Raw genomic sequence first — 20,358 nt, 5'->3', positions numbered from 1 at the left:
GTCAATCACCTGGCTTCGTTGTTGGATCTTATTCCAATGGCAAGACCTTTAACACAGGGTTCCTTGGGGAATTTTGTGTTAAAGGTCTTTTTCTATATCTAAATACAAAATAATCACCATAAATAGGAGGTGGTAGGTAATAATATAGTATAGAGAAAAGCTAATTGGCAGGATTTTGTAATTGCTTCTTAGAATAGTTTTCTGTGTTAAGGTTGTAAGGAGGGATACTTTCAGAATGAACAACTTAAAAGCAATTCTTCTGATGGGTGTTTTGAGTGTTATCCTCGTTACCATAGGTAGTGCTGTCGGTGGTCCCAGGGGGGCTACCTTGTTCTTACTCCTTTCCCTGGGGATGAACCTCTTTAGCTATTTCTACAGTGATAAAATGGCTATTAAGATGACCCGTTCTCAACCGGTATCCGAGCAGGAAGCACCGGAGTTATATGCGATTATTAGAAAACTGGCCCAAAGGGCAGGGCTTCCCATGCCGAAGGTGTATATTACTCCTTCCCCTCAGCCCAATGCCTTTGCTACCGGGCGCAACCCCCAGCATTCTGCAGTGGCGGTAACCGAAGGTTTGCTCCATCTGTGTGACAAAGATGAATTGGCGGGCGTACTGGCACACGAGTTAGCCCACATTGCCAATCGGGATATTTTGGTAAGCACCATTGCAGCAGCCTTTGCCGGAGCAATCACCTGGATTGCCAATATTATTCAATGGGGTGCCATTTTCGGTGGCATGAGAGGGGACAGTGAGGAAGGCGGTGGTATCGGTGCCTTGGTACTGGCTTTGCTGGCACCCTTGGCGGCAACCATCGTGCAGCTGGCCATCTCCCGTTCACGGGAGTATGCGGCAGATGAATTGGGGGCTAAGATTGCCGGTCGGCCCGAGGGATTGGCCAATGCTTTGTTAAAATTGGAAAGGGCGGCGCACCAAATCCCCATGCAGGTGAACCCTGCTGCTTCCCATATGTTTATCACCAACCCGCTTTCGGCTAAATCGGTAGCAAAACTATTCAGCACTCACCCGCCCATTCAGGAACGTGTAACGCGCCTACGTCAAATGAGGTTTTAACTAGGGCACCCCTGAGGGGGTAGCCCTTTTTCCTTCCCTAAAACAAATAAAGGAGTGGTTACTTTGATCGTAGGATTGATGACAATAGAACTGCACATAGGGGGAGCTACCACCCTGAAAGAAAAAAGAAGGGTTTTAAAGAGTATCATTGATCGTGTAAGAAGCAAATATAATGCATCCATTGCCGAGGTGGATTATCAGGACCTATGGCAACGTGCTACCCTGGGAGTGGCGGTGGTAAGTAATGAAACCAGTCATGTTAGCCAAATGCTGGATACGATCATACGTTCCATCGAAGCAAATGGAGGAGCAGACCTTGTTCACTATAATATAGAAATATTATAAAAATTGCCTAAAAGAAGGGAATAAGATATTCTAAAGAAAAAGGAATTGGCTTGGCATATCAGAAAATAAGGGCAAACCCAATTTCTGCCGGCATTAAGGATTTAGCGTAAGCCGAGTTTTTCTAGAGGAGGCTAGATGATGGATGACTAGAGTAGAAGAATTACTTAAACAAATTGAGGATTTGACCTTTGAAGAACAAAAAATTCTCTTCGACTTACTGGCTGATACGTTGGATACTTTTGGCTGGTTTAAACTAAATGATATATCTTTTTATAAATAATTATAAAAGGGGTAATTACATTGACGGCTAAGGTTTATTTTGCGGATACTCGGGCCAGCGTAAAGCAAAATTTGCTGGACAAACTGCAGCGTCTCTATGAGCGCTCTGGGATTAAGGATATTGTTGCGCCCAATGATTTGGTGGCCATCAAGGTTCACTTTGGCGAGCGAGGCAACACTGCCTACATAAGGCCTCAATTTATCAGACGTGTGGTGGATAAGGTGAAAGAAGCAGGGGGAAAACCTTACTTAACCGATGCCAATACCTTGTATGTGGGTAGCCGTGCCAATGCAGTAGATCACCTGCAAACAGCCATTGAAAACGGCTGGGGTTATTCTGTAGTTAACGCACCCTTGGTCATTGCCGACGGTTTGACGGGTAAAGAATATACCAACGTAGAAGTAAATCTGAAGCATTTTAAAGAAGTGAAGATTGGTTCGTCTGCTCTCCATGCCAATTCTTTTATTGCCATCAGCCACTTGAAGGGCCACGAACTGACCGGCTACGGCGGGGTCATGAAGAATATTGGTATGGGCCTTGGCTCACGCAGCGGCAAGCAAATGATGCACTCTGATGTACGTCCTACCATTAGTAGCGAAAAATGCACCGGCTGTAGTAAGTGCCATCAATGGTGTCCCGGTCAGGCTATTTCCGTGGGAGAGGATAAAAAATCCTTTATTTTAGAGGAACATTGCATTGGCTGTGGCGAATGCACCGTTAGTTGTCCCTTTGGCGCCATTGCTGTCAATTGGAAAACTGAGGCGGATATCATTCAAGAAAAAATTGCCGAGTATACCCTTGGTGTACTGAAGCACTATCAAGACAAGTGTGGTTTCGTTACCTTTGTGACGAATATTTCCCCGGAATGTGATTGCTGTGGTTGGAACGATGCACCCATTGTTCGGGATATTGGTATTCTGGCGTCCTTGGACCCAGTGGCCTTAGACCAGGCCTGTATTGACTTGATTAACCAGGAACATGGTCTACCTGGTTCCCGATTAGAAGGACAACCCCATGGCTCCGATAAATTTCGTGCCCTCTGGCCCCATGTTGATTGGCGGCGTGGTTTGGAATACGCAGAAAGCATTGGGTTGGGCAGCCGAAAATATGAACTAATTAAGATCTAACATAGCGTAGGTTGGATAATTAACTATTGCAAATTGTTTACGCTGTGTTTATAATTTTAATTAAAATTCAATAGTAACAGTTGCATGACTGGCGGAATTATTTGTGGAGTACCACAGAGGATTGTAACTGTTTAACGCCGACCGCCTGGGCAAATAACATTACTTTAGTAATGTTATTGTCCAGGCGGTTTTTATTTTCACTTTCAGAAGTATAAAATTTCTATTGACGAAAGTATAAGAAAAACTAAGGCTTCTGCCCGAGTCAAAGACTTGGCACAAGCCAAGTTTTTCTAATATAAAGGAGTTGGCTAGCGTGAAACAAGAGTGGCATGGTTTTTTGGGGCAAAAATGGCAACAGGAAATAGACGTCCGGGACTTTATCCAGCATAATTACACCCCGTATTCTGGAGGTAAAGATTTTCTTTGTAATGAAACTGAAAAAACAAAAAAACTCTGGGAAAAATGTTTGGCACTTTTTCAGGAAGAACGAGCCAATGGCGGGGTACTCAGTGTTGATATTTCCCGTGTTTCCGGCATTAATGCTTATGGACCGGGGTATATTGACCGCGAACGGGAACTTATTGTCGGAGTACAGACCGAAAGACCTTTGGAACGTTCTGTAAACCCCTTTGGCGGCTTACGAATGGCCAGGGAAGCCTGTAATGCTTACGGTTATACCTTTGACCGTCAGTTGGAAGAGTTTTTTGCCAAATATAGAAAAACCCATAATGACGGCGTGTTTGACACCTACACCAACGAGATGCGCCAGGCCAGAAGCCTGGGCATTATTACCGGGCTGCCCGATGCTTATGGCAGGGGCAGAATTATCGGGGATTACAGAAGAGTAGCCCTCTACGGGGTGGACAGGCTGATAACAGAAAAAGAAAAAGATCTAAAGGGAATGTCCTCGCCGCCGATGACTTCCGAAACCATACAAGTAAGAGAAGAAATAAAAGAACAAGTGAAATCATTACAATTGCTAAAGGAAATGGCGGGTCAATACGGCATTGCCATCGACCAGCCCGCTGCCAATGCCCGGGAGGCCTTTCAATGGGTATATTTTGCCTATTTGGCTGCCATCAAGGAGCAAAACGGTGCTGCTATGTCGCTGGGCCGAGTCAGCACATTTCTTGACATCTATATTGAAAGAGATGTAAGGACAGGTTTATTAAATGAAAGGGAAGCCCAGGAATTAGTTGATCAGTTCGTCATTAAATTACGCTTGGCCCGGCAGTTAAGAACACCGGATTACGATAAATTATTTGCCGGTGACCCGATGTGGATTACGGAAGCCATCGGGGGAATGGGGTTGGACGGAAGAACCATGGTGACGAAGAACTCTTATCGTTTTTTGCAAACACTAATTAACCTTGGTCCGGCTCCTGAGCCAAATTTAACGGTATTGTGGTCAAAGAGTTTACCGAAACCCTTTAAAGATTTTTGCAGCCAAATTTCTATCCAGACCAGCTCCGTGCAATATGAAAATGACGACCTCATGCGTGGCTACTTTGGTGACGATTACGGCATTGCCTGTTGTGTGTCGGCGATGAAAATAGGGAAACAGATGCAGTTTTTCGGAGCCCGGGCTAACCTGGCCAAGTTGTTACTGTTAGCAATTAACGGTGGCAGGGATGAAATCACAGGTAAACAATTGGCCCCGGAGGTTCCCCTGCCGGAGGGAGAGGTTCTACAGTATGAACAGGTGAAAAGAAATTTTATAGGGTTACAAGACTGGTTATGCCAGCTTTATGTTAGCACCATGAATTTAATTCACTTCATGCATGATAAGTACGCCTACGAAAAGATACAAATGGCCTTACACGATAGTGAAGTAGAACGTCTGATGGCCTTTGGTATAGCAGGCCTGTCAGTGGTAGCCGATTCCTTGAGTGCCATTAAACATGCTAAAGTTTACCCGATACGGAATGAGGCAGGCATAGCCGTTGACTTTAAAATTGAGGGTGATTTCCCTAAGTACGGAAACGATGATGACCGTGTGGATGCCATTGCCGTTGAATTGGTTCGCGGTTTTAGCCATACTTTGAAAAAATATACCGCCTATAGAAATGCCAGACACACTCTGTCCGTACTGACCATCACTTCCAATGTGATGTATGGTAAAAAAACCGGCACAACTCCTGATGGCAGGCCAAGCGGGGCAGCCTTTGCTCCCGGTGCCAACCCCATGCATGGCAGGGATACCAACGGAGCTCTAGCCAGTCTTAATTCCGTGGCCAAATTGCCCTATGAAGCCTGCTTAGATGGGATCAGTAATACCTTTTCCATGATTCCCAGGGCTCTGGGCAAAAGTGTAGAAGATAGGGTGGGTAACCTAGTTGCTATCCTGGACGGCTATTTTAGCCAGCAGGCTCACCACCTAAACGTTAACGTTCTGGACAGGGAAACCCTGGAAAAGGCTATCCAGGAACCGGAGAAGTATCCACAATTAACGGTGAGGGTTTCCGGATATGCCGTACATTTCACCAAACTGTCCAGGGCTCACCAGCTTGAAGTGATTCAGAGAACCTTCTTTGAGAGATTCTAACCAGGGAGGGAAACCATTGAAAGGGAGAATTCATTCCATTGAGAGTTGTGGTACCCTGGATGGTCCGGGGTTGCGCTGTGTTATCTTTTTCCAAGGGTGTGCCTTGCGGTGCCGCTATTGCCATAACCCAGATACCTGGAATCCCCAGGACGGGTATGAGATTAATGCTTCCGAAGTAATCAAAAAGGTACTTAGATTTAAACATTACTTTACGAACCAGGGCGGTGTAACCATCTCAGGGGGTGAACCATTACTACAAGCGGAATTTGCTGCTGACATATTGAAAGAATGTAAAAAGGCAGGTATTCATACAGCCGTTGACACCTCCGGTTGGGTTAACAGAACAGCCCTGGAAAAAGTCTTGTCCTACACGGACCTGTTGGTGCTAGATGTAAAGGCCACCGATCATCAGCTTTACCGTTGGTTGACAGGAAAAAGTGACGACACATTTTATACTGCCCTCAAAACTATTCAGGAAAGAAAGACTCCTCTCTGGATACGCTATGTTGTGCTTCCGGGCATCAATGATTCTCCGGTGCAGATCGCTAAATTAAAAGAACTCCTAACTACCCTAGGCGATCAGGTACAAAAAATAGAATTATTGCCTTACCACCCTTTAGGCATTCACAAATGGCAAAAACTTGGCTTAATCTACACGTTACATAACGTAAAGCCTCCGAATGAAAAAGACCTTGAGACTGTCTCAAAGGATCTGCTAGCTGCTATTGGTTTAAGCACGATAAGACCCTCCTACATTTCTTAGGAGGGTCTTACTGTTTACAGCATAGTTTAGTTAGAGTCATTCTCATAATTTTTCCTGACATAATCATTGGCTGCCTCTTGGCTAGTAAAACCAGTAACTCTGTGGCTGTCTACAACATTTTGCCAGTTGTCCACGGCATCTTCAATAGATTTTCCCGCAGCTACAATCTCACATTGATAATTAAGGTGGCCTTTTAAGCGATAACAGATAATATCAAACACCATTTGGTCCCTCCCTTGCCAAAATTATATCACAGGGAATCAGCAGAAAGAACAACAATCCACTTTAGTTATAATACTCTGGTTATCTATGAAATAATTTTATATTTATTATAAAAGGAATATAGATTCTGGGCTTTAATATTTTAAAAATGGAGTAAATAAATGAAAGTGGAGGAACTAATTCATGAGACCTCAAAGCATGAAGATTTTTGATGAATTAAGAAACTTAAATGTACTTACCGTACAAAACGCGAAACTAGAGGGAAGAAAGGTGGTTGGTTGTTACTGCACCTATTCCCCCCAAGAGATCATATTAGCGGCAGGAGCCCATCCCGTAACCCTGTGTGGCACCCGGCAAGAACCCATTGCCGCGGCTGAAAGAGATTTGCCAAGGAATCTCTGTCCTTTGATTAAATCAAGCTATGGCTTTGCTGTTAGCAAAAAGTGTCCGTATTTTGAAGCAGCGGATGTATTGGTGGCAGAAACCACTTGCGATGGTAAGAAAAAAATGTATGAGTTAATGAGCAAAATCAAGCCCATGCATGTCATGAATTTGCCCCAAAACCAAAATGGGAAACAAACACTGGCCGCCTGGACCAAAGAAATGGAGATTTTTAAAGATTGGTTAGCAGAAAAATTTGCGGTGGAAATCTCTGAAGAAGATCTCAGAAGTGCCATTAAACTAATGAACCGGGAAAGAGAAGTCATGCGCCGCCTGCATGCTACCACCAAGGTTAAACCCTCACCGGTCACTGGTGTAGATCTGTTGGTTTCGGTCTGGACAAAGAGCTTTAATATTAATAAAGAAGACGGCATTAAATTAGTGGAAGACTTAACCGCTGAAATTGAAGAGCTTGCTGCCCAGGGTAGCAGTCCCTTTACCTCTGAAACACCCCGTATCTTGCTAACGGGCTGTCCGGTTGGCTTTGGCTCTGAGAAAGTGGTACGTTTGCTGGAAGAGAGTGGTGCTTCGGTGGTGGCCTTTGAAAACTGCTCTGGCTACAAAGCACTGGATCGGCTGGTTGATGAAGACGAAAACAAAGATGTCATGGTCGCCTTAGCTGAAAAATACCTGAGCATTCCTTGTTCCTGCATGTCTCCCAACGAGGGCAGATTAGAGTTAATTAATAAAATGGCGAAGGAATATCAAGTGGATGCCGTGGTGGATCTTACTTGGCAGGCCTGTCACACCTATAACGTGGAAGCCTTTGTTATCCGGGATTATGTACAAAATGAGCTAAATCTACCGTATATGCATTTGGAGACCGATTACTCAGAATCCGATGTGGAACAGCTCAGGGTTCGGGTACAAGCCTTCCTGGAGCTAGTTCAGGGGGAATAGTAGATGATCACTGCTGGCATAGATGTGGGTTCCGTATCGACAAAAGTCGTTTTCTTACAAGAAGATGAAATTTACTATTTGGTTCGCCCCACTGGCTGGAGTCCCAGAGAGGCTGGCCTAAATACGTATCAGGAACTGCTGCAACAGACGGGAATTGGCGACAGTGAAGTAGCCTATAGAGTAGGAACTGGTTATGGCAGGATTTCTCTGGGGTTCATCGATAAGGCAGTAACTGAAATACACTGTCATGCCAGAGGTGCTAATTACCTGGTCAGTGGTGGTGGACTAGTGATTGATATCGGTGGTCAAGACAGCAAAGCCATTCTAATGAACGATCAAGGTAAAGTGCTTGACTTTGCCATGAACGATAAATGTGCTGCAGGAACCGGCCGTTTTCTCCAAGTAATGGCAGCGGCTCTGGGGGTGGATGTTAGCCAATTGGCAGAATTGGCCAAAGATCGTCAACCGCTGGAGATTAACAGTATGTGTACTGTTTTTGCCGAATCCGAGGTTATCAGTCTGTTAGCCAAGGGAGCGGATAAACAGGACATCATAGCGGGCATTCACCGTTCAGTGGCCCGGCGAGTCTGGGGTATGGCCAGCCGTTTTGGTCCGGCCAAGCAAATACTTTTTACCGGCGGTGTAGCTAAAAACCAGGATGTCAGAAACCGTTTAGCCATAGAAGCTGGCGCACCGGTAGTTGCACCGGAACTGGGCCAATTGGCGGGAGCCTTAGGTGCAGCGCTGCATGCCCGGGACGTAGCTAAAAAGGATTTCGTGTAATAAAAGAGCCCCTCAAAGCAGGGGCTCTTTGCTATGCAGTAGTAGATTTGTATAGATTTAACACCGTAGAGAATGATAATATAATATGGAAAACTTTGTGTTGAGGTGAAGAAATGCAACAGGGTACATTGATTAAGCATCTTGGCAAACATGTAGGGGAAGAAGTAACGATTCAGGGCTGGTTATACAACAAACGTTCCTCCGGTAAGATCCAATTTTTAATTGTCAGGGACGGTACCGGCATGGTGCAAAGCGTACTAGTCAAGAGTGAAGCACCGGAACTTTTTGAAATGGCCAAGGGTATTACCCAAGAATCTGCTATTCGAGTAAAGGGAGTTGTGCGAGAAGAGCCCCGCTCTATGGGTGGTTATGAAATGTCTGTAACCGGGGTAGAACTCATTAGTTTAGCTCAAGAATATCCAATTACCCATAAAGAGCACGGCGTAGATTTCTTAATGGATCGCCGACACCTGTGGATTAGAACCCCACGGCAAAACGCAGTGTTACGCATTAGAGCGGAAATTGAACAGACTGCCCGGGACTTTTTTCACCAAAATGACTTTACCCTGGTGGATAGCCCCATTATTACGCCCGCGGCCTGCGAGGGTACTACGACTTTATTTGAATTGGACTATCATGGTGAAAAAGCCTATCTTACCCAGAGCGGTCAACTGTACAATGAAGCCTCCGCCATGGCGGTAGGACGTATGTATTGCTTTGGACCAACCTTCCGGGCGGAAAAATCCAAGACCCGTCGTCACCTGATGGAATTTTGGATGATTGAAGCCGAGGCAGCTTTTTTTGACCATGAAGATAACATGAAGCTGCAGGAGGAAATGGTTTATTTTATTGTGCAGCGGGTCTTAGAACGCCGTCGCAAAGATCTGGAATTATTGGGCCGGGATATCAGTAAACTGGAAGCTGTTAAACTTCCCTTTCCCAAACTCAGCTATACAGAAGCCGTTGAACTGTTAAAGAGCAAAGGGGAGGAGTTTGTGTGGGGCGAGGACTTTGGCGCACCTCACGAAACAATTATTTCCGAAAGCTTTGACTCACCGGTATTTATTGATCGCTACCCCACAGAAATTAAAGCTTTTTACATGAAGCCAGACCCGGCAGACCCCAAAGTAGTCTTAGGGGCCGATTTAATCGCACCGGAAGGTTACGGCGAGATGATTGGCGGTGGTCAGCGGATTGATGACCTGCAGCTTTTAGAACAGCGTCTCGAAGAGCACAAACTGCCTAAGGAAGCCTTTGAGTGGTATCTGGATTTACGCCGCTACGGCAGTGTGCCCCATGCCGGCTTTGGTTTAGGCCTGGAGAGGACAGTAGCCTGGATTTGCAAATTGGATCACGTGCGGGAGACCATTCCTTACCCGCGCATGCTTTATCGCGTGTATCCCTAACACGTCTCACTTTACCAACGATAAGGGGTTACCATGGCAAAAATACTGCAAGCAAACTATATGGCCAAATGCATTGGCTGTTATTCCTGTATGTTGGCCTGTGCCAGAACGGTACGGCACAGCTTTTCCCTGCAGCAGTCAGCGATTCAGATTCATACGGCTGGTGGGCTGCAAAGCCGCTTTTTAGCGGATATTTGTCGAGGGTGTTCGGAACCAGCCTGTGCCAAGGCTTGCCACTGCGGCGCTCTCCTGCCCCGCAACGGCGGTGGTGTTCGATTCATCCCGGAAAAATGTCTGGGGTGTCAAGAGTGCGTGGAAGCCTGTGTGGTTAAAACCATTCGTTTCGATCATACCAGCAATAAACCGCTTATCTGCATTCAATGCGGCAGTTGTACTCGCTTTTGCCCTCACCAGGTAATTACCATGGAGGTAAGAGAAGATGGCCGTTAAACCAGTACCCAGAATCTTAGTGATTAACCTTGCGGAGGAAAGGGTAGAAACCATCCGTCGGGAGGATTTAGCACCCTTCATCGGGGGTATTGGAGTGGCTACCAAGCTGTTTTCCGAGTTGGTAGATGTAGAGAAGGATGCTTTAGACCCTGTACAGCCTATCATTCTAGCCAATGGCCCTATGTCCACCATTTTTCCGGTGGTAACCAAAACGGTGGCGGTATTCCGTTCACCGCTAACCGGGGAGTGGGGAGAGAGTTACGCTGGTATGCGGCTGGCCCTGGCTATGCGCATGACCGGGTTCCAGGCCATTGTTATTAAGGGACGGGCGAAGCGGCCGATGTACCTAGCCATCAGTCATCAAGGGGTACGATTTAAAGATGCCACAGCCCTGTGGGGACTATCGGTTTCAGAAACCGGTAGTATCCTACGAGATTTGGAGTCGGGTCGGGGGCATCGCAGTTGTATTCGCATCGGACCAGCCGGCGAGCGGGGCGTACGTTTTGCCAATGTCAATGTTGATACCTACCGCCACTTTGGCCGTCTGGGCTTAGGGGCCTTGTTTGGCTCCAAGAATTTGAAGGCTGTGGTAATTCATGGCGAGAGAGAAGAACCTATTGAAAATTTCGCCCAATACAGCCGGGTTTATAAAGAGATCTATAATAAAGCAGTTACCACCGATATTATGGATAAGTATCATGGCATCGGTACAGCTATTAATGTCAATGGACTGAACAACCTTAATGGCTTACCCACCAAAAACCTGCAGCAAAGCTCTTTCGATCAAGCTGCAGCTATTAGCGGGGAAGCCTTTGCGGAACAAAGCCTCATCCGTAAAATGGCCTGTGCCGGTTGCCCGGTTGGCTGCATTCATATTGGTTTGCATCGCAGGGAGTTCGGTCCGGGGTACGATTACGAATCCAAAAATCTCTCCTATGATCATGAATTAATCTTTGCCCTAGGCTCTTTTTTGGGCATGTCTAGCCAGGAAAAGATTTATGAATTGATCGATGCTGTGGAGGAGCTGGGATTGGATGCCATATCCGCTGGCGTGCTGTTGGGCTGGGTGACCGAAGCCTTTGAAAAAGGGATACTGACCGAAGAACAGCTGGGTGTCAGGCCAGCCTTTGATCACTCCAAGCCTTATTTGCAAATTCTCAGAAAGCTTGTTCAGCAGCCCAACGAGCTATATCGTTTCTTAGCCCTTGGCGCCTACGCTGCCGCCCAACGATATGGTGGGCAGGAGTATGCGATGACCTTGGCCAAAAACGAGATTGCGGGTTATCATACGGGTTATGCTAACATCTTGGGACAGGCTGTGGGAGCCAGACACAGTCACTTAGATAATGCCGGTTATTCAGTGGATCAAAAACTAAAGGATAAATCCCCGGTGGAAAAAGTAGAGGCTTTAGTGAAAGAAGAAAAATGGCGCAATGTCTTGAACTGCCTCACCATTTGCCTCTTTGCCCGGGAGATTTACCAGCTGGATACCGTGCTAGCAGCTTTAGATTCCATCGGCATTCCCAGCACGGAAGAAGAACTGGAAAAGCTTGGTGAAGACATATTCAGGCTGAAGCAGGATACTCGACGTCAGTTAGGCTATGATTTTAATCAAGTAGAAGTTCCCAAACGTTTCTTTGAGACAACCAGTGTCACGGGTAATCTCAACCGGGAAGCCTTTCAAGAAATGGTAGAGCATTATAAAGCCCATACCTGTCCCCAAAATTAGGGGCAGGTATTTTTTGTTTGCCAAGAGAGAAGAAATATGGTAAGTTATAGAACATAAACATATGTTCGGTTGAGCTAGTTGGGGTGTTGCTAGTGGAAGTGCTTGAGAAATTAAATATTCTGTCTGCTGCGGCAAAGTATGATGTGTCTTGCTCTTCCAGCGGCAGCAATCGCAAGAATAAACCGGGTGGAGTGGGCAATGCCGCTGCCAGCGGTATTTGCCATAGCTGGTCCCAGGACGGGCGTTGCATCTCTCTGCTAAAAATCCTACAGACTAATTTTTGCGTCTATGACTGTGCCTATTGTGTTAACCGGGCCAGTAACGATCTGCCCCGGGCAGCTTTTACCCCCGAGGAAGTGGCAGATTTAACCATCAATTTTTACCGAAGAAACTACATCGAGGGGTTATTTCTCAGCTCGGCTGTTTGGCCCAACCCCAATCAAACCATGGAAGCTTTATTGCGTACAGTAAAACTATTGAGAACTCAATACAGGTTTAACGGTTACATTCATGTAAAAGCCATTCCAGGTGCCGACTGGCGTTTAATTGCGGAAACCGGCACCCTTGTGGACCGCATGAGTGTCAATATCGAACTTCCCACCAGCGAGAGCTTACAGTTGCTGGCGCCGCAGAAAAAAAGAGAAAATATCCTGCAGCCCATGAAACTCATCGGCTCACAGATTGTTGAGAGCCAAGAAGAAAGGAAACAATCGCGGAAGGCACCTTCCTTTGTACCGGCGGGGCAAAGTACTCAGTTAATTGTTGGTGCGACACCGGACACCGATCTGCGTATTCTGCAGCTTTCAGAAAGCCTTTACCGCCGTGTCCACCTAAAAAGAGTTTACTACTCTGCCTATGTACCGGTCTCCACAAATCCCAAGCTGCCTACCCTGGCGTCTCCGCCTCTAAACCGGGAGCACCGCTTGTACCAGGCAGACTGGTTGCTGCGATTTTATGGTTTTGAAGCGAAGGAACTACTCAATGAGGCAAGCCCAAACTTTCACCTACAGCTTGATCCTAAATCCGATTGGGCACTGCGTAATTTACATCTGTTTCCCCTGGAGGTAAACAAAGCGGATTATCGATTTCTCTTACGGGTTCCCGGCATTGGAGTAAAGTCGGCCCAAAGAATTCTTACGGCACGCCGCTTTCATTCCTTAGATTTTGAAGATCTACAAAAGCTGGGTGTGGTTATGAAGCGGGCTCGTTATTTTTTAACCTGCAAAGGAAAATACTTTGGCCAAATTCCTTATCGGGAGGAAGCCATTAAAGAAAAATTGCTTGCTAAGCCTACCAAGGTAGAAAATTATACCCAGCTTGCTTTATTTTCAGATGTTGAAAATCAACAACCGGTTCAGGATGCCCTCACCAGTATTACGGGAGAACTTTAAAATGATCATTTATCTTTATGACGGCAGCTTTGAGGGGCTCCTGACCGCTATTTATGAAGCCTATTATCGCTCTGAAAAGCCAGAACAAATCATGGCGCAAGACTCATACCAACCAGATTTGTTTAGTCAGCCCAGGGTGATTGCCACCGATTCGGACAAAGCGGGGAAGGTATACGATGCCATTGAACGAAAAATATCCCACGAAGCCCTGGAACATGTCTTTTATGTTTATCTATCCGAACTGCCGGGGCTGGGTACACTTATCTATCGTTACCTGCAATTTGGTTGGCGGGTAGGCGCGGACATTAATGGTCATCTCTCGCTGGAACCAGTACGGGAAGTATTAAGAATCAGCCAAAAGGTCGGAGTGGAAAGGCACCGCATGTTGGGCCTGCTTCGTTTCAAGAAGATTCAAGGAGAGCTCTACTACGCCCCCTTTGAACCGGATTACAATATTGTAGGGCTCATGGCACCTCATTTTGCCAGGCGACTGGCGGATCAAAACTGGATTATTCATGATCTGAAAAGAGGATTGGCAGCCTTTTATAATCAAGAAAGATGGCTGATTCGTGAACTGGCCAACAACACGGGGCAATTGAACTGGGAGGAAAATGAAGCCTTCTACCAAGAATTATGGCAAAATTATTTTCAGAGGATTGCTGTGGAAGGAAGAACCAACCGGAAAGTACAACGTCAGTTTATGCCTGCACGGTACTGGCGTCATTTAATAGAAAAACCTACACAATAAAGTCCGCACCCATAGGTGCGGACCATTTGTTTTCTCCTTTAAAAAGTGTAACACTAGGACTTCTACCTGCTACCCATAACCCCTTTGGTCATGCCCAAAAGGATACGTCCGGTCTTAGTTCGGGACAAGTTCATTCAATGTAATTTAGCTATTGAATTTGAAGTCAACTTTCCTCTCGATCAATATGGAAATGATTATGATGAATCTTTACTTTATGGTTAATTCGGCATTCTGGACAAGAGAGAACTTCACCATCTTTAAATCGAACTTCACCAATGTGTTTGTTACAGCAGATAACCTCAATACCGATAAGGGATCCGTCATTCTTTTGGTTGACCCTATAACCAGAGCTAGGTTTTTGAGTTTCCATACTAATCATCCCCCTTGTGGTTACTTTATTACTTCTTCGCCGTAATAATGAAAAATCCTGCCGCTCTATGATGTTGAGTTGAGTTTTGGTAAATAAGATGAAAAATATACATATTTTAGAGATTTTGTTGGAAAACTTTGACCCCCCAGGAACGATCTGCCGGTTTCTATAGTTTATTTAAATGCACATTTTCTAGACCTTAAAAAAGAATATTTTTTTAAAATACTCTAGGAAATATTCCTGATTTTTGATATGGATATAGTAACCTGGAAAAAGGAGTGATGTACAATGTCAAAGGCTTTAATTAACCCTTATGTGGTAAAGCAGATTAGCCATACAGAAGTCCAGTATCCCATCCCAGGCAAAGAAGTTAGCTTTTATATGAACAACGAATTGGCCACAGCTTTTGTCAGTGATAATTTTCTTACCATCTGCCGCAAGGAAATGGACCTTGTTATTCTGGGTAAAATTAAGTATATTTTGTTTAAAAATTTTCAACCGGAGATGACTAAGCAAGTAAAAATAATGACAGATTCCTTAGTAGAAATTGATAAATGGCCCTTAGTGACCAGCGGTGAATTAGAACTATGGAGGGCAAATAAAAAATTATCATTGTACCATAGTTCCGATTCTATTCGAGATCATTTATTGAAGGTTTTATTTGAACAAGAGAAGGTTGAACCAGGTTTAGCAATTAGTGTAGCCAATCTGGCCGCTAAAATGAATACCAGCCGAACTATATTAATACCGGAAATATTGGCTTTGGTGGAAGCTGCGATGATCGAAAGAGGTGGCGACAAAAACTTTGTGCATGCTTCGGATTGGATTAAACTGACCCAGGCTGGTGACCGTTATGTAGATGAAAATTTTATTATAGGTGGTTTAAAAGTAAGAATAAAATAGCTTTATCGTAACCTGTCTTAGACAGGTTACTTATTTATTTTGAATTTTCTTACTGGAATGTCAATCAAAGCAACTTGATTTATCATGAAATTTGAGTATAATTAATAAATGTCGCAGTAATTGCGGCATGATCAAAGTACAGCGGGTAGTCGCTGTTCCATGTAAATGGGGCAGAGGAAAGTCGAGACACGCACACGGTTTTTGGCCTTGGGTCGGAGATCGTGTAAATTGGTGCCCGGCGCAAGCCGGGGCAGGGTGACCTGACGACGGTAAAAGCAACTCACCGAGTTGCGAGTAGCCATAAAGTGCCACAGAAACAATGTCACCGGGTGACCGGTGAGTGCAAGGGTAAACTCCACCGGCGTGCAACCCAAATAGGCAGGGGCGTTTGCCGCCTGCGGGTAGGGGCACCTCGCTTGGCGAGGAAGGAGAACTTTCTCCTTAGATAGATGACTACTAGAACAGAATCTCGCTTACGGCTGTATCTTTGACCATATATTTCTAAAATGGACTTGCAACATGATAGATACTATGCTACAATAACTTTTGTTACGGGGGCATAGCTCAGCTGGGAGAGCGCTTGAATGGCATTCAAGAGGTCAGCGGTTCGATCCCGCTTGTCTCCACCATCGCAAATGAAGGTTCACAGTTTATGCTGTGAGCCTTTTTGTTGTCTGTTGGCAATTCATAGCCAGTATCGATGAGCTCTCACTTTCCCAACTGGAAGGCGAGCTCTGTTCTCGGTTAAACGTATGTCCGTTGTACCAACCGTTATGAACGAAAGGAATATCGAGCACATATCATGGTACTATCAGCGGGGCTGAGCGGTTTGATTGCCACAGTAAATGAATTGGCGAGACTATTCCTTGAGCAAATGGCGGTTCTCTTCAATAAAAGGCATTAGTATTTCATCTTCAGCCTGCCACCTTGCCTTCGCCGCTTCGATGATGGTATCATGATTTCCAAGATAATAATGCCTGCCCTTAAAGTTGAGCGTGGCAACCCAAGAGTCTGTTCTGCTGTAGTAAGAAACTCCTTTTATACCACTACGATTATCTCTCGGCACTTTGGTAGACGCAATAAGCTCTAAACATGTACCATCGATCATGGTTCGGTACTCTATTTCGTGCAAGCATCCGCAGCTTCGTGTATGGCCGTTCCTTAAATTTGAAATGCTTACGCTGCATGTGTTTCCGCAGTCACAGCTACAAATCCATTTTCGACGGCCTTTTTTAGACGCGTCATCAGGATATAGAGCAATCAGATGACTAAAACGCTGGTTCGTGATATCACGTTTTTCTTCCGAAAGGCATCCGCAGCTTTTTGTAAATCCCCGCGTTAGATTACGTCCTGTAACATAGACCGTTTCGCCGCATTCACAGATACACTCCCAAATAATATTGCCATCTTTACGCTGATCGGTAGGGGAAATCGCCTTTAACCTGCCAAATGACATATCGGTTATATCGTTGAACTTCCTCCGATTCTTTTCTTCCAAGCAACCACAGCTTTTTGTTCTATGGGCCGTTATATTACTTTTATGGATTTCTTTCATATTGCCGCATTCGCATTCGCACAGGCAAATAAGGTAACCCTTTTCGTTTCTATACTGATCTCTAACAGTAAGTAGTCCAAAACGTTCTCCAATGATGTTCATGTAAGCCATATTTATCACTCCAATACAGTTCAATTTGTCTTTGGGCATCGGCCTATCAATTTGCTGATAAGAGATAACTGGCAGGCGGGTTGCACAATCCGGTCAAAGATTGTCGGATTCATAAGAAAAGTATATAGAATAAAAAGATAATTTGGCCGTTCATCAGTCCAATAAGCTGGAATCCGTGCTTAATTGATACCTAAAAGGAATCACCCGTTCAAAACACGGGCGGTTCCTTTTTAAGATTGCGTCGAGTATGGGTGGAGTTGGTTAGTCAGAATGCATCGGAATGATCAAGCGTTCCATGCTAAATTCGACTATAAAGATAAATTCAGCGAAAGAAATTGCGTATTTGGCATAAAAATTCTGTTCCAAACAACTTTGCGATTATACTCTGAATAGCATTTAGGATCAGAAGTTATAGATATGAATCCTGGATTATTAATAGTATGCCTCATGTCAATGATTTGGAGGAATTCAAAGTGAACGAAATACTGAATAGTATAAAAGCAGAGACCGCAGCAACGTTTATCGGCCCCCATATTACTCGTTACCATTTTGGAGGCAAGGAAGATCATCCCGACTGTATGCAAATAAAGAAAGATCTGCGTGAGACGATCGTCACTCTGTATCGTGAAACTGCTATCTATCAGTATCTCAGTGGTGTCAGTCTAGGCATAGATATCTGGGCGGCGGAAACTGTGCTGGATCTTAAGAAAGAATACCCCGCTCTAGAACTGTATTGTGTGGTGCCCTACTCCGGACAAGCAGATAAGTGGTCTTCAAAAAATCAAGCTCGATATGCCCATATACTCCATCAAAGCACCGGCGTAATACAGATCAGTGCCGATACATATATTCCGGGCTGTTCTCGAGCGCTCAATGTGTTTCTTGTTGAGCACGCCCATATTCTTATTGCTGCATTTGGAAGAGAGTGTAGGTCAAAGAGCGGTTCAATACATAGAATCAATATAGCAAGGGAGAACGGCAATCGCATCATTTTTATCAACTGATTTACAGGTTGTAATTATAAAGCAAGTAAGTGAAAGTCTGAAGGGAATCCCTCTCAGACTTCTGCTTACATAAACTAGGTGTTTACTCTCATCTCTTTCCCGCTATAAGCTGATCGGGAATAAGAGCTTGATCGTAAATATCTTTTCCTGATGGTTCACGTCGATCTTCATCAAGCCACCTAAGCTCTCGACTGTATCTGAAACGACCGATAAACCAATTCCATGGATTTCCTGATTTTCTTTCGTGGATTTCGGCATCCCATTGCGCATGTTTGCTTCACCATGAAAAGAGTTCGACATTTCAACGGTTAACCAGCCGTTCTCTTTGTTTACACTGCTTGTGACTGAAAGAAAACGTTCAGATTCAGAGGCAACCTTGGCACAAGCTTCTATCGCATTATCCGTCAAGTTTGAGAAAATGCGAACAATATCAATATCTGCTATTTCGAGCACCACGGGGATGTACGCCATCGCTGAAAAGCGGATCGAGTGCTCCTCACACATGTTGGCAGCATCCTGCAATACAGTATCGAGTATGATATGGTTCGAATAGGTCTTATGAACCAGAACCTGTTTTTGCATCGTGTCATGGATGGTATCGAGCATTCTTTCCGCCTTGCTATATTCGCCGGCGGATAACAGGGATTTCACAGAGGTCATCATGTTCTTATAATCATGCTTAAACGCCCGGAAACTTTCGGTATATTTCTGATAAGCGTTGTAGTGCTGTAGTTGCCGTGAAAGCTGCTTCTGAAGCAATTGTTTATGCATTTCGGCTTCTATAAGAATGCTGATTCTGATTCCGTGTTTCACCAAAAACCCTTGCGTAAAAAAACAGATCACGCAGGATACGATATAGGTGAGCTTGTACCAGGGCAGGTCCAGCCCGTAATACCGTCCTAAATTGATAAACAGCATATAGCCTAGTAACATTGTTTGAAAGATTGCCACAAACCGTAATTGTTCGTGACTGCGATAGAGTTTCTCCATTTTTTGCTGGGGAGCGATGACACGACGAAAAAGCTCATGATAAAGAAGCATAATACACAATGAGATCACCCATGCAAGGCGGTAACATGATTCATCATGTCGAACCCATTGAACGCTCTGCCCCAAACACAATGCAAATGATGGAAGCACAATTCCCCTCGCCCAGTAAAGGCTGGCGACAAAATAACTTCCCTCGAAAAGAAGCTGCATCATGTTCATTTTGTACATGCATTTAAGTTCTAATATTATGATTCCAAGAAATGCCAGCGCCCCATAATGCGATGATAACGCCAATCCCCAACCAGCGCTGAAGCTAAAATGTATCAACAAAGCAATTGAAAAATAAATCCAGTAGCCCGGCCTGACAGAAAAGCTTTTTCTGTGATAGAGAAGGAAAGAAATGCTGTAAGCCAAAAACAGACACTCCGCTAAATTTCGTAGTAATATCGTCATCAGGCCGCCCCTCTCGCATTAGAACTCTGCGTTGATGCGAACGATATAATCCATAAAGGCCGTTTTCACTTTATCTTCATAGGTAACTCCCACGGGGATACTCTCTCCTGTTTTAAGCACCACAGAGCGGCGCGCAAATTTCGCAATATACTGGAGATTGACGATATAGGATCGGTGGGTCCGTATAAAGTCCTTACCGCGTAGTTGATCTTCCAACTCCGCTAGGGTCATCCAATATTCAAATTTCTCATTTTTTCCATAGTGTACGGTAACGACTCCTCGATTGATGTCATAGTGCGAGATCTCCTTGAGCGATATGATTTTGTGCGAAGCACCTGATTTGCAGACGAACTTCTTAGCCTCTTCACCAGCAGACAAATGAACGGCACGCAAAAACACCTGCTCGAACTTTTCTTGTGCCGTTTCTTCTTTGAGCAGATAATGTATCGGGAAAACATCAAACGAATCGAACACATAGTCTTCGCTGCTGGTCAGGAAAATAATCTCAGCATTACAGCCCAGCTTCCTCAGTTGTTTTGCCGTGTTAATACCGTTGAGCTTACCCATCAAAATATCAAGATAAATGATGTCCGGCAGATCCGGCGTATCGGACATATGAAAAACCAGAGATTCGCCGCTGTAAAACACGGAAAGGGCGATATCGATCTGATGCTTCTCTGCAGTGCGTTTAATCAAAGTGCTGTATTTTTCTACCGTCTCACTGTTATCGTCACACAGAAAAATGGTAACCATTTTGTACCCCTACT

20 protein-coding genes, 1 tRNA gene, 1 other RNA gene and 1 riboswitch are annotated in these 20,358 nt (G+C 44.9%); of the genes, 17 read left to right on the top strand and 5 right to left on the bottom strand.

The window, feature by feature from the left end; translation table 11 throughout:
* Positions 1-235 precede the first annotated feature (235 nt).
* The 6 genes from BUA78_RS16320 to pflA all read left to right on the top strand — a co-directional run bounded on the left by BUA78_RS16320 (position 236) and on the right by pflA (position 6,135).
* Positions 236-1,075 (top strand): zinc metalloprotease HtpX, encoded by an 840-nt coding sequence (locus BUA78_RS16320; protein ID WP_072916664.1) that lies wholly within the window; start codon positions 236-238, stop codon positions 1,073-1,075.
* Between the two features lie 63 nt (positions 1,076-1,138).
* Positions 1,139-1,420 carry a DUF503 domain-containing protein gene (locus BUA78_RS16315; RefSeq protein WP_072916662.1) on the top strand — a complete coding sequence of 94 codons (282 nt, stop codon included), beginning with the start codon at positions 1,139-1,141 and terminating at the stop codon, positions 1,418-1,420.
* A gap of 142 nt (positions 1,421-1,562) precedes the next feature.
* On the top strand, positions 1,563-1,700 hold the full coding sequence (locus BUA78_RS20305; RefSeq protein WP_175549053.1) for a hypothetical protein: 138 nt from the start codon (positions 1,563-1,565) through the stop codon (positions 1,698-1,700).
* A gap of 20 nt (positions 1,701-1,720) precedes the next feature.
* Positions 1,721-2,827 (top strand): DUF362 domain-containing protein, encoded by a 1,107-nt coding sequence (locus BUA78_RS16310; protein ID WP_072916660.1) that lies wholly within the window; start codon positions 1,721-1,723, stop codon positions 2,825-2,827.
* A 74-nt stretch (positions 2,828-2,901) separates the two neighbouring features.
* Positions 2,902-2,985: riboswitch (ZMP/ZTP riboswitch) on the top strand.
* A 155-nt stretch (positions 2,986-3,140) separates the two neighbouring features.
* The gene (pflB, locus tag BUA78_RS16305; protein WP_072916658.1) at positions 3,141-5,372 is read left to right on the top strand and encodes a formate C-acetyltransferase; all 2,232 of its coding nucleotides are present in this window, start codon (positions 3,141-3,143) and stop codon (positions 5,370-5,372) included.
* A gap of 16 nt (positions 5,373-5,388) precedes the next feature.
* Positions 5,389-6,135 carry a pyruvate formate-lyase-activating protein gene (gene pflA / locus BUA78_RS16300; protein WP_084082477.1) on the top strand — a complete coding sequence of 249 codons (747 nt, stop codon included), beginning with the start codon at positions 5,389-5,391 and terminating at the stop codon, positions 6,133-6,135.
* 26 nt (positions 6,136-6,161) lie between these two features.
* Here the strand turns inward: pflA and BUA78_RS16295 are convergent, their stop codons facing one another.
* Positions 6,162-6,359 carry a hypothetical protein gene (locus tag BUA78_RS16295; protein WP_238456855.1) on the bottom strand — a complete coding sequence of 66 codons (198 nt, stop codon included), beginning with the start codon at positions 6,357-6,359 and terminating at the stop codon, positions 6,162-6,164.
* A 181-nt stretch (positions 6,360-6,540) separates the two neighbouring features.
* Between BUA78_RS16295 and BUA78_RS16290 the strand changes: the two genes are divergently transcribed.
* From BUA78_RS16290 to BUA78_RS16260, 7 genes are all read left to right on the top strand, one after another.
* Entirely contained in the window at positions 6,541-7,698 is a 1,158-nt protein-coding gene (locus BUA78_RS16290) for a double-cubane-cluster-containing anaerobic reductase (RefSeq protein ID WP_072916655.1), read from the top strand.
* A gap of 3 nt (positions 7,699-7,701) precedes the next feature.
* Positions 7,702-8,481, top strand: a complete 780-nt coding sequence (locus tag BUA78_RS16285; RefSeq protein WP_072916654.1) for an acyl-CoA dehydratase activase — start codon at positions 7,702-7,704, stop codon at positions 8,479-8,481.
* A gap of 113 nt (positions 8,482-8,594) precedes the next feature.
* Positions 8,595-9,887 (top strand): asparagine--tRNA ligase, encoded by a 1,293-nt coding sequence (gene asnS, locus BUA78_RS16280; RefSeq protein ID WP_072916652.1) that lies wholly within the window; start codon positions 8,595-8,597, stop codon positions 9,885-9,887.
* Between the two features lie 33 nt (positions 9,888-9,920).
* The gene (locus BUA78_RS16275; RefSeq protein WP_072916651.1) at positions 9,921-10,337 is read left to right on the top strand and encodes a 4Fe-4S dicluster domain-containing protein; all 417 of its coding nucleotides are present in this window, start codon (positions 9,921-9,923) and stop codon (positions 10,335-10,337) included.
* Positions 10,327-12,066, top strand: a complete 1,740-nt coding sequence (locus tag BUA78_RS16270; protein ID WP_072916649.1) for an aldehyde ferredoxin oxidoreductase N-terminal domain-containing protein — start codon at positions 10,327-10,329, stop codon at positions 12,064-12,066. The genes BUA78_RS16275 and BUA78_RS16270 overlap by 11 nt, the downstream gene beginning before the upstream one ends.
* 92 nt (positions 12,067-12,158) lie before the next feature.
* Positions 12,159-13,457 carry a putative DNA modification/repair radical SAM protein gene (locus BUA78_RS16265; RefSeq protein WP_072916648.1) on the top strand — a complete coding sequence of 433 codons (1,299 nt, stop codon included), beginning with the start codon at positions 12,159-12,161 and terminating at the stop codon, positions 13,455-13,457.
* A gap of 1 nt (position 13,458) precedes the next feature.
* Positions 13,459-14,205: a TIGR03915 family putative DNA repair protein gene (locus tag BUA78_RS16260; protein WP_072916646.1), complete on the top strand. Its 747-nt coding sequence runs from the start codon at positions 13,459-13,461 to the stop codon at positions 14,203-14,205.
* 163 nt (positions 14,206-14,368) lie between these two features.
* Here BUA78_RS16260 and BUA78_RS16255 read toward each other — a convergent pair whose 3' ends face one another.
* Positions 14,369-14,575, bottom strand: coding sequence for a hypothetical protein (locus tag BUA78_RS16255; protein WP_072916644.1), 207 nt, complete (start codon positions 14,573-14,575; stop codon positions 14,369-14,371).
* Positions 14,576-14,863: 288 nt separating this feature from the next.
* Here BUA78_RS16255 and BUA78_RS16250 point away from each other — a divergent pair, with 288 nt between their 5' ends.
* The 3 genes from BUA78_RS16250 to BUA78_RS16240 all read left to right on the top strand — a co-directional run bounded on the left by BUA78_RS16250 (position 14,864) and on the right by BUA78_RS16240 (position 16,107).
* Positions 14,864-15,478 carry a hypothetical protein gene (locus tag BUA78_RS16250; RefSeq protein WP_072916642.1) on the top strand — a complete coding sequence of 205 codons (615 nt, stop codon included), beginning with the start codon at positions 14,864-14,866 and terminating at the stop codon, positions 15,476-15,478.
* A gap of 137 nt (positions 15,479-15,615) precedes the next feature.
* An RNA gene (rnpB, locus tag BUA78_RS16245) (RNase P RNA component class B) lies at positions 15,616-15,959 on the top strand.
* Between the two features lie 72 nt (positions 15,960-16,031).
* Positions 16,032-16,107, top strand: a tRNA-Ala gene (locus tag BUA78_RS16240).
* Positions 16,108-16,337: 230 nt separating this feature from the next.
* On the opposite strand, the gene BUA78_RS16235 is transcribed toward BUA78_RS16240, so the two are convergent.
* Complete coding sequence (locus BUA78_RS16235; RefSeq protein WP_175549052.1) at positions 16,338-17,144, bottom strand: AP2 domain-containing protein; 807 nt, start codon at positions 17,142-17,144, stop codon at positions 16,338-16,340.
* Positions 17,145-17,617: 473 nt separating this feature from the next.
* On the opposite strand from BUA78_RS16235, the gene BUA78_RS16230 reads away from it, so the two are divergent.
* Complete coding sequence (locus tag BUA78_RS16230) at positions 17,618-18,148, top strand: SLOG family protein (RefSeq protein ID WP_072916640.1); 531 nt, start codon at positions 17,618-17,620, stop codon at positions 18,146-18,148.
* Positions 18,149-18,250: 102 nt separating this feature from the next.
* Here BUA78_RS16230 and BUA78_RS16225 read toward each other — a convergent pair whose 3' ends face one another.
* Positions 18,251-19,591 carry a sensor histidine kinase gene (locus BUA78_RS16225; protein WP_072916639.1) on the bottom strand — a complete coding sequence of 447 codons (1,341 nt, stop codon included), beginning with the start codon at positions 19,589-19,591 and terminating at the stop codon, positions 18,251-18,253.
* An 18-nt stretch (positions 19,592-19,609) separates the two neighbouring features.
* On the bottom strand, positions 19,610-20,344 hold the full coding sequence (locus BUA78_RS16220) for a LytR/AlgR family response regulator transcription factor (RefSeq protein ID WP_072916637.1): 735 nt from the start codon (positions 20,342-20,344) through the stop codon (positions 19,610-19,612).
* Positions 20,345-20,358 lie beyond the last annotated feature (14 nt).

Source organism: Desulforamulus aeronauticus DSM 10349 (assembly GCF_900142375.1).
Taxonomy (GTDB): domain Bacteria; phylum Bacillota; class Desulfotomaculia; order Desulfotomaculales; family Desulfotomaculaceae; genus Desulfotomaculum; species Desulfotomaculum aeronauticum.
The sequence above is the reverse complement of the archived record's forward strand: the minus strand, read 5'-3'. Positions and strand labels throughout refer to the sequence as shown.

Bases quoted from the DNA above. Each gene is read 5' to 3' on its own strand.
- BUA78_RS16225 (WP_072916639.1), bottom strand. From the start codon at position 19,591: ATGACGATATTACTACGAAATTTAGCGGAGTGTCTGTTTTTGGCTTAC.
- BUA78_RS16260 (WP_072916646.1), top strand. From the start codon at position 13,459: ATGATCATTTATCTTTATGACGGCAGCTTTGAGGGGCTCCTGACCGCT.
- BUA78_RS16220 (WP_072916637.1), bottom strand. From the start codon at position 20,344: ATGGTTACCATTTTTCTGTGTGACGATAACAGTGAGACGGTAGAAAAA.
- BUA78_RS16250 (WP_072916642.1), top strand. From the start codon at position 14,864: ATGTCAAAGGCTTTAATTAACCCTTATGTGGTAAAGCAGATTAGCCAT.
- BUA78_RS16270 (WP_072916649.1), top strand. From the start codon at position 10,327: ATGGCCGTTAAACCAGTACCCAGAATCTTAGTGATTAACCTTGCGGAG.
- BUA78_RS16320 (WP_072916664.1), top strand. From the start codon at position 236: ATGAACAACTTAAAAGCAATTCTTCTGATGGGTGTTTTGAGTGTTATC.
- BUA78_RS16235 (WP_175549052.1), bottom strand. From the start codon at position 17,144: ATGGCTTACATGAACATCATTGGAGAACGTTTTGGACTACTTACTGTT.
- BUA78_RS20305 (WP_175549053.1), top strand. From the start codon at position 1,563: ATGACTAGAGTAGAAGAATTACTTAAACAAATTGAGGATTTGACCTTT.
- BUA78_RS16290 (WP_072916655.1), top strand. From the start codon at position 6,541: ATGAGACCTCAAAGCATGAAGATTTTTGATGAATTAAGAAACTTAAAT.
- BUA78_RS16275 (WP_072916651.1), top strand. From the start codon at position 9,921: ATGGCAAAAATACTGCAAGCAAACTATATGGCCAAATGCATTGGCTGT.
- asnS (WP_072916652.1), top strand. From the start codon at position 8,595: ATGCAACAGGGTACATTGATTAAGCATCTTGGCAAACATGTAGGGGAA.
- BUA78_RS16255 (WP_072916644.1), bottom strand. From the start codon at position 14,575: ATGGAAACTCAAAAACCTAGCTCTGGTTATAGGGTCAACCAAAAGAAT.
- BUA78_RS16285 (WP_072916654.1), top strand. From the start codon at position 7,702: ATGATCACTGCTGGCATAGATGTGGGTTCCGTATCGACAAAAGTCGTT.
- BUA78_RS16295 (WP_238456855.1), bottom strand. From the start codon at position 6,359: ATGGTGTTTGATATTATCTGTTATCGCTTAAAAGGCCACCTTAATTAT.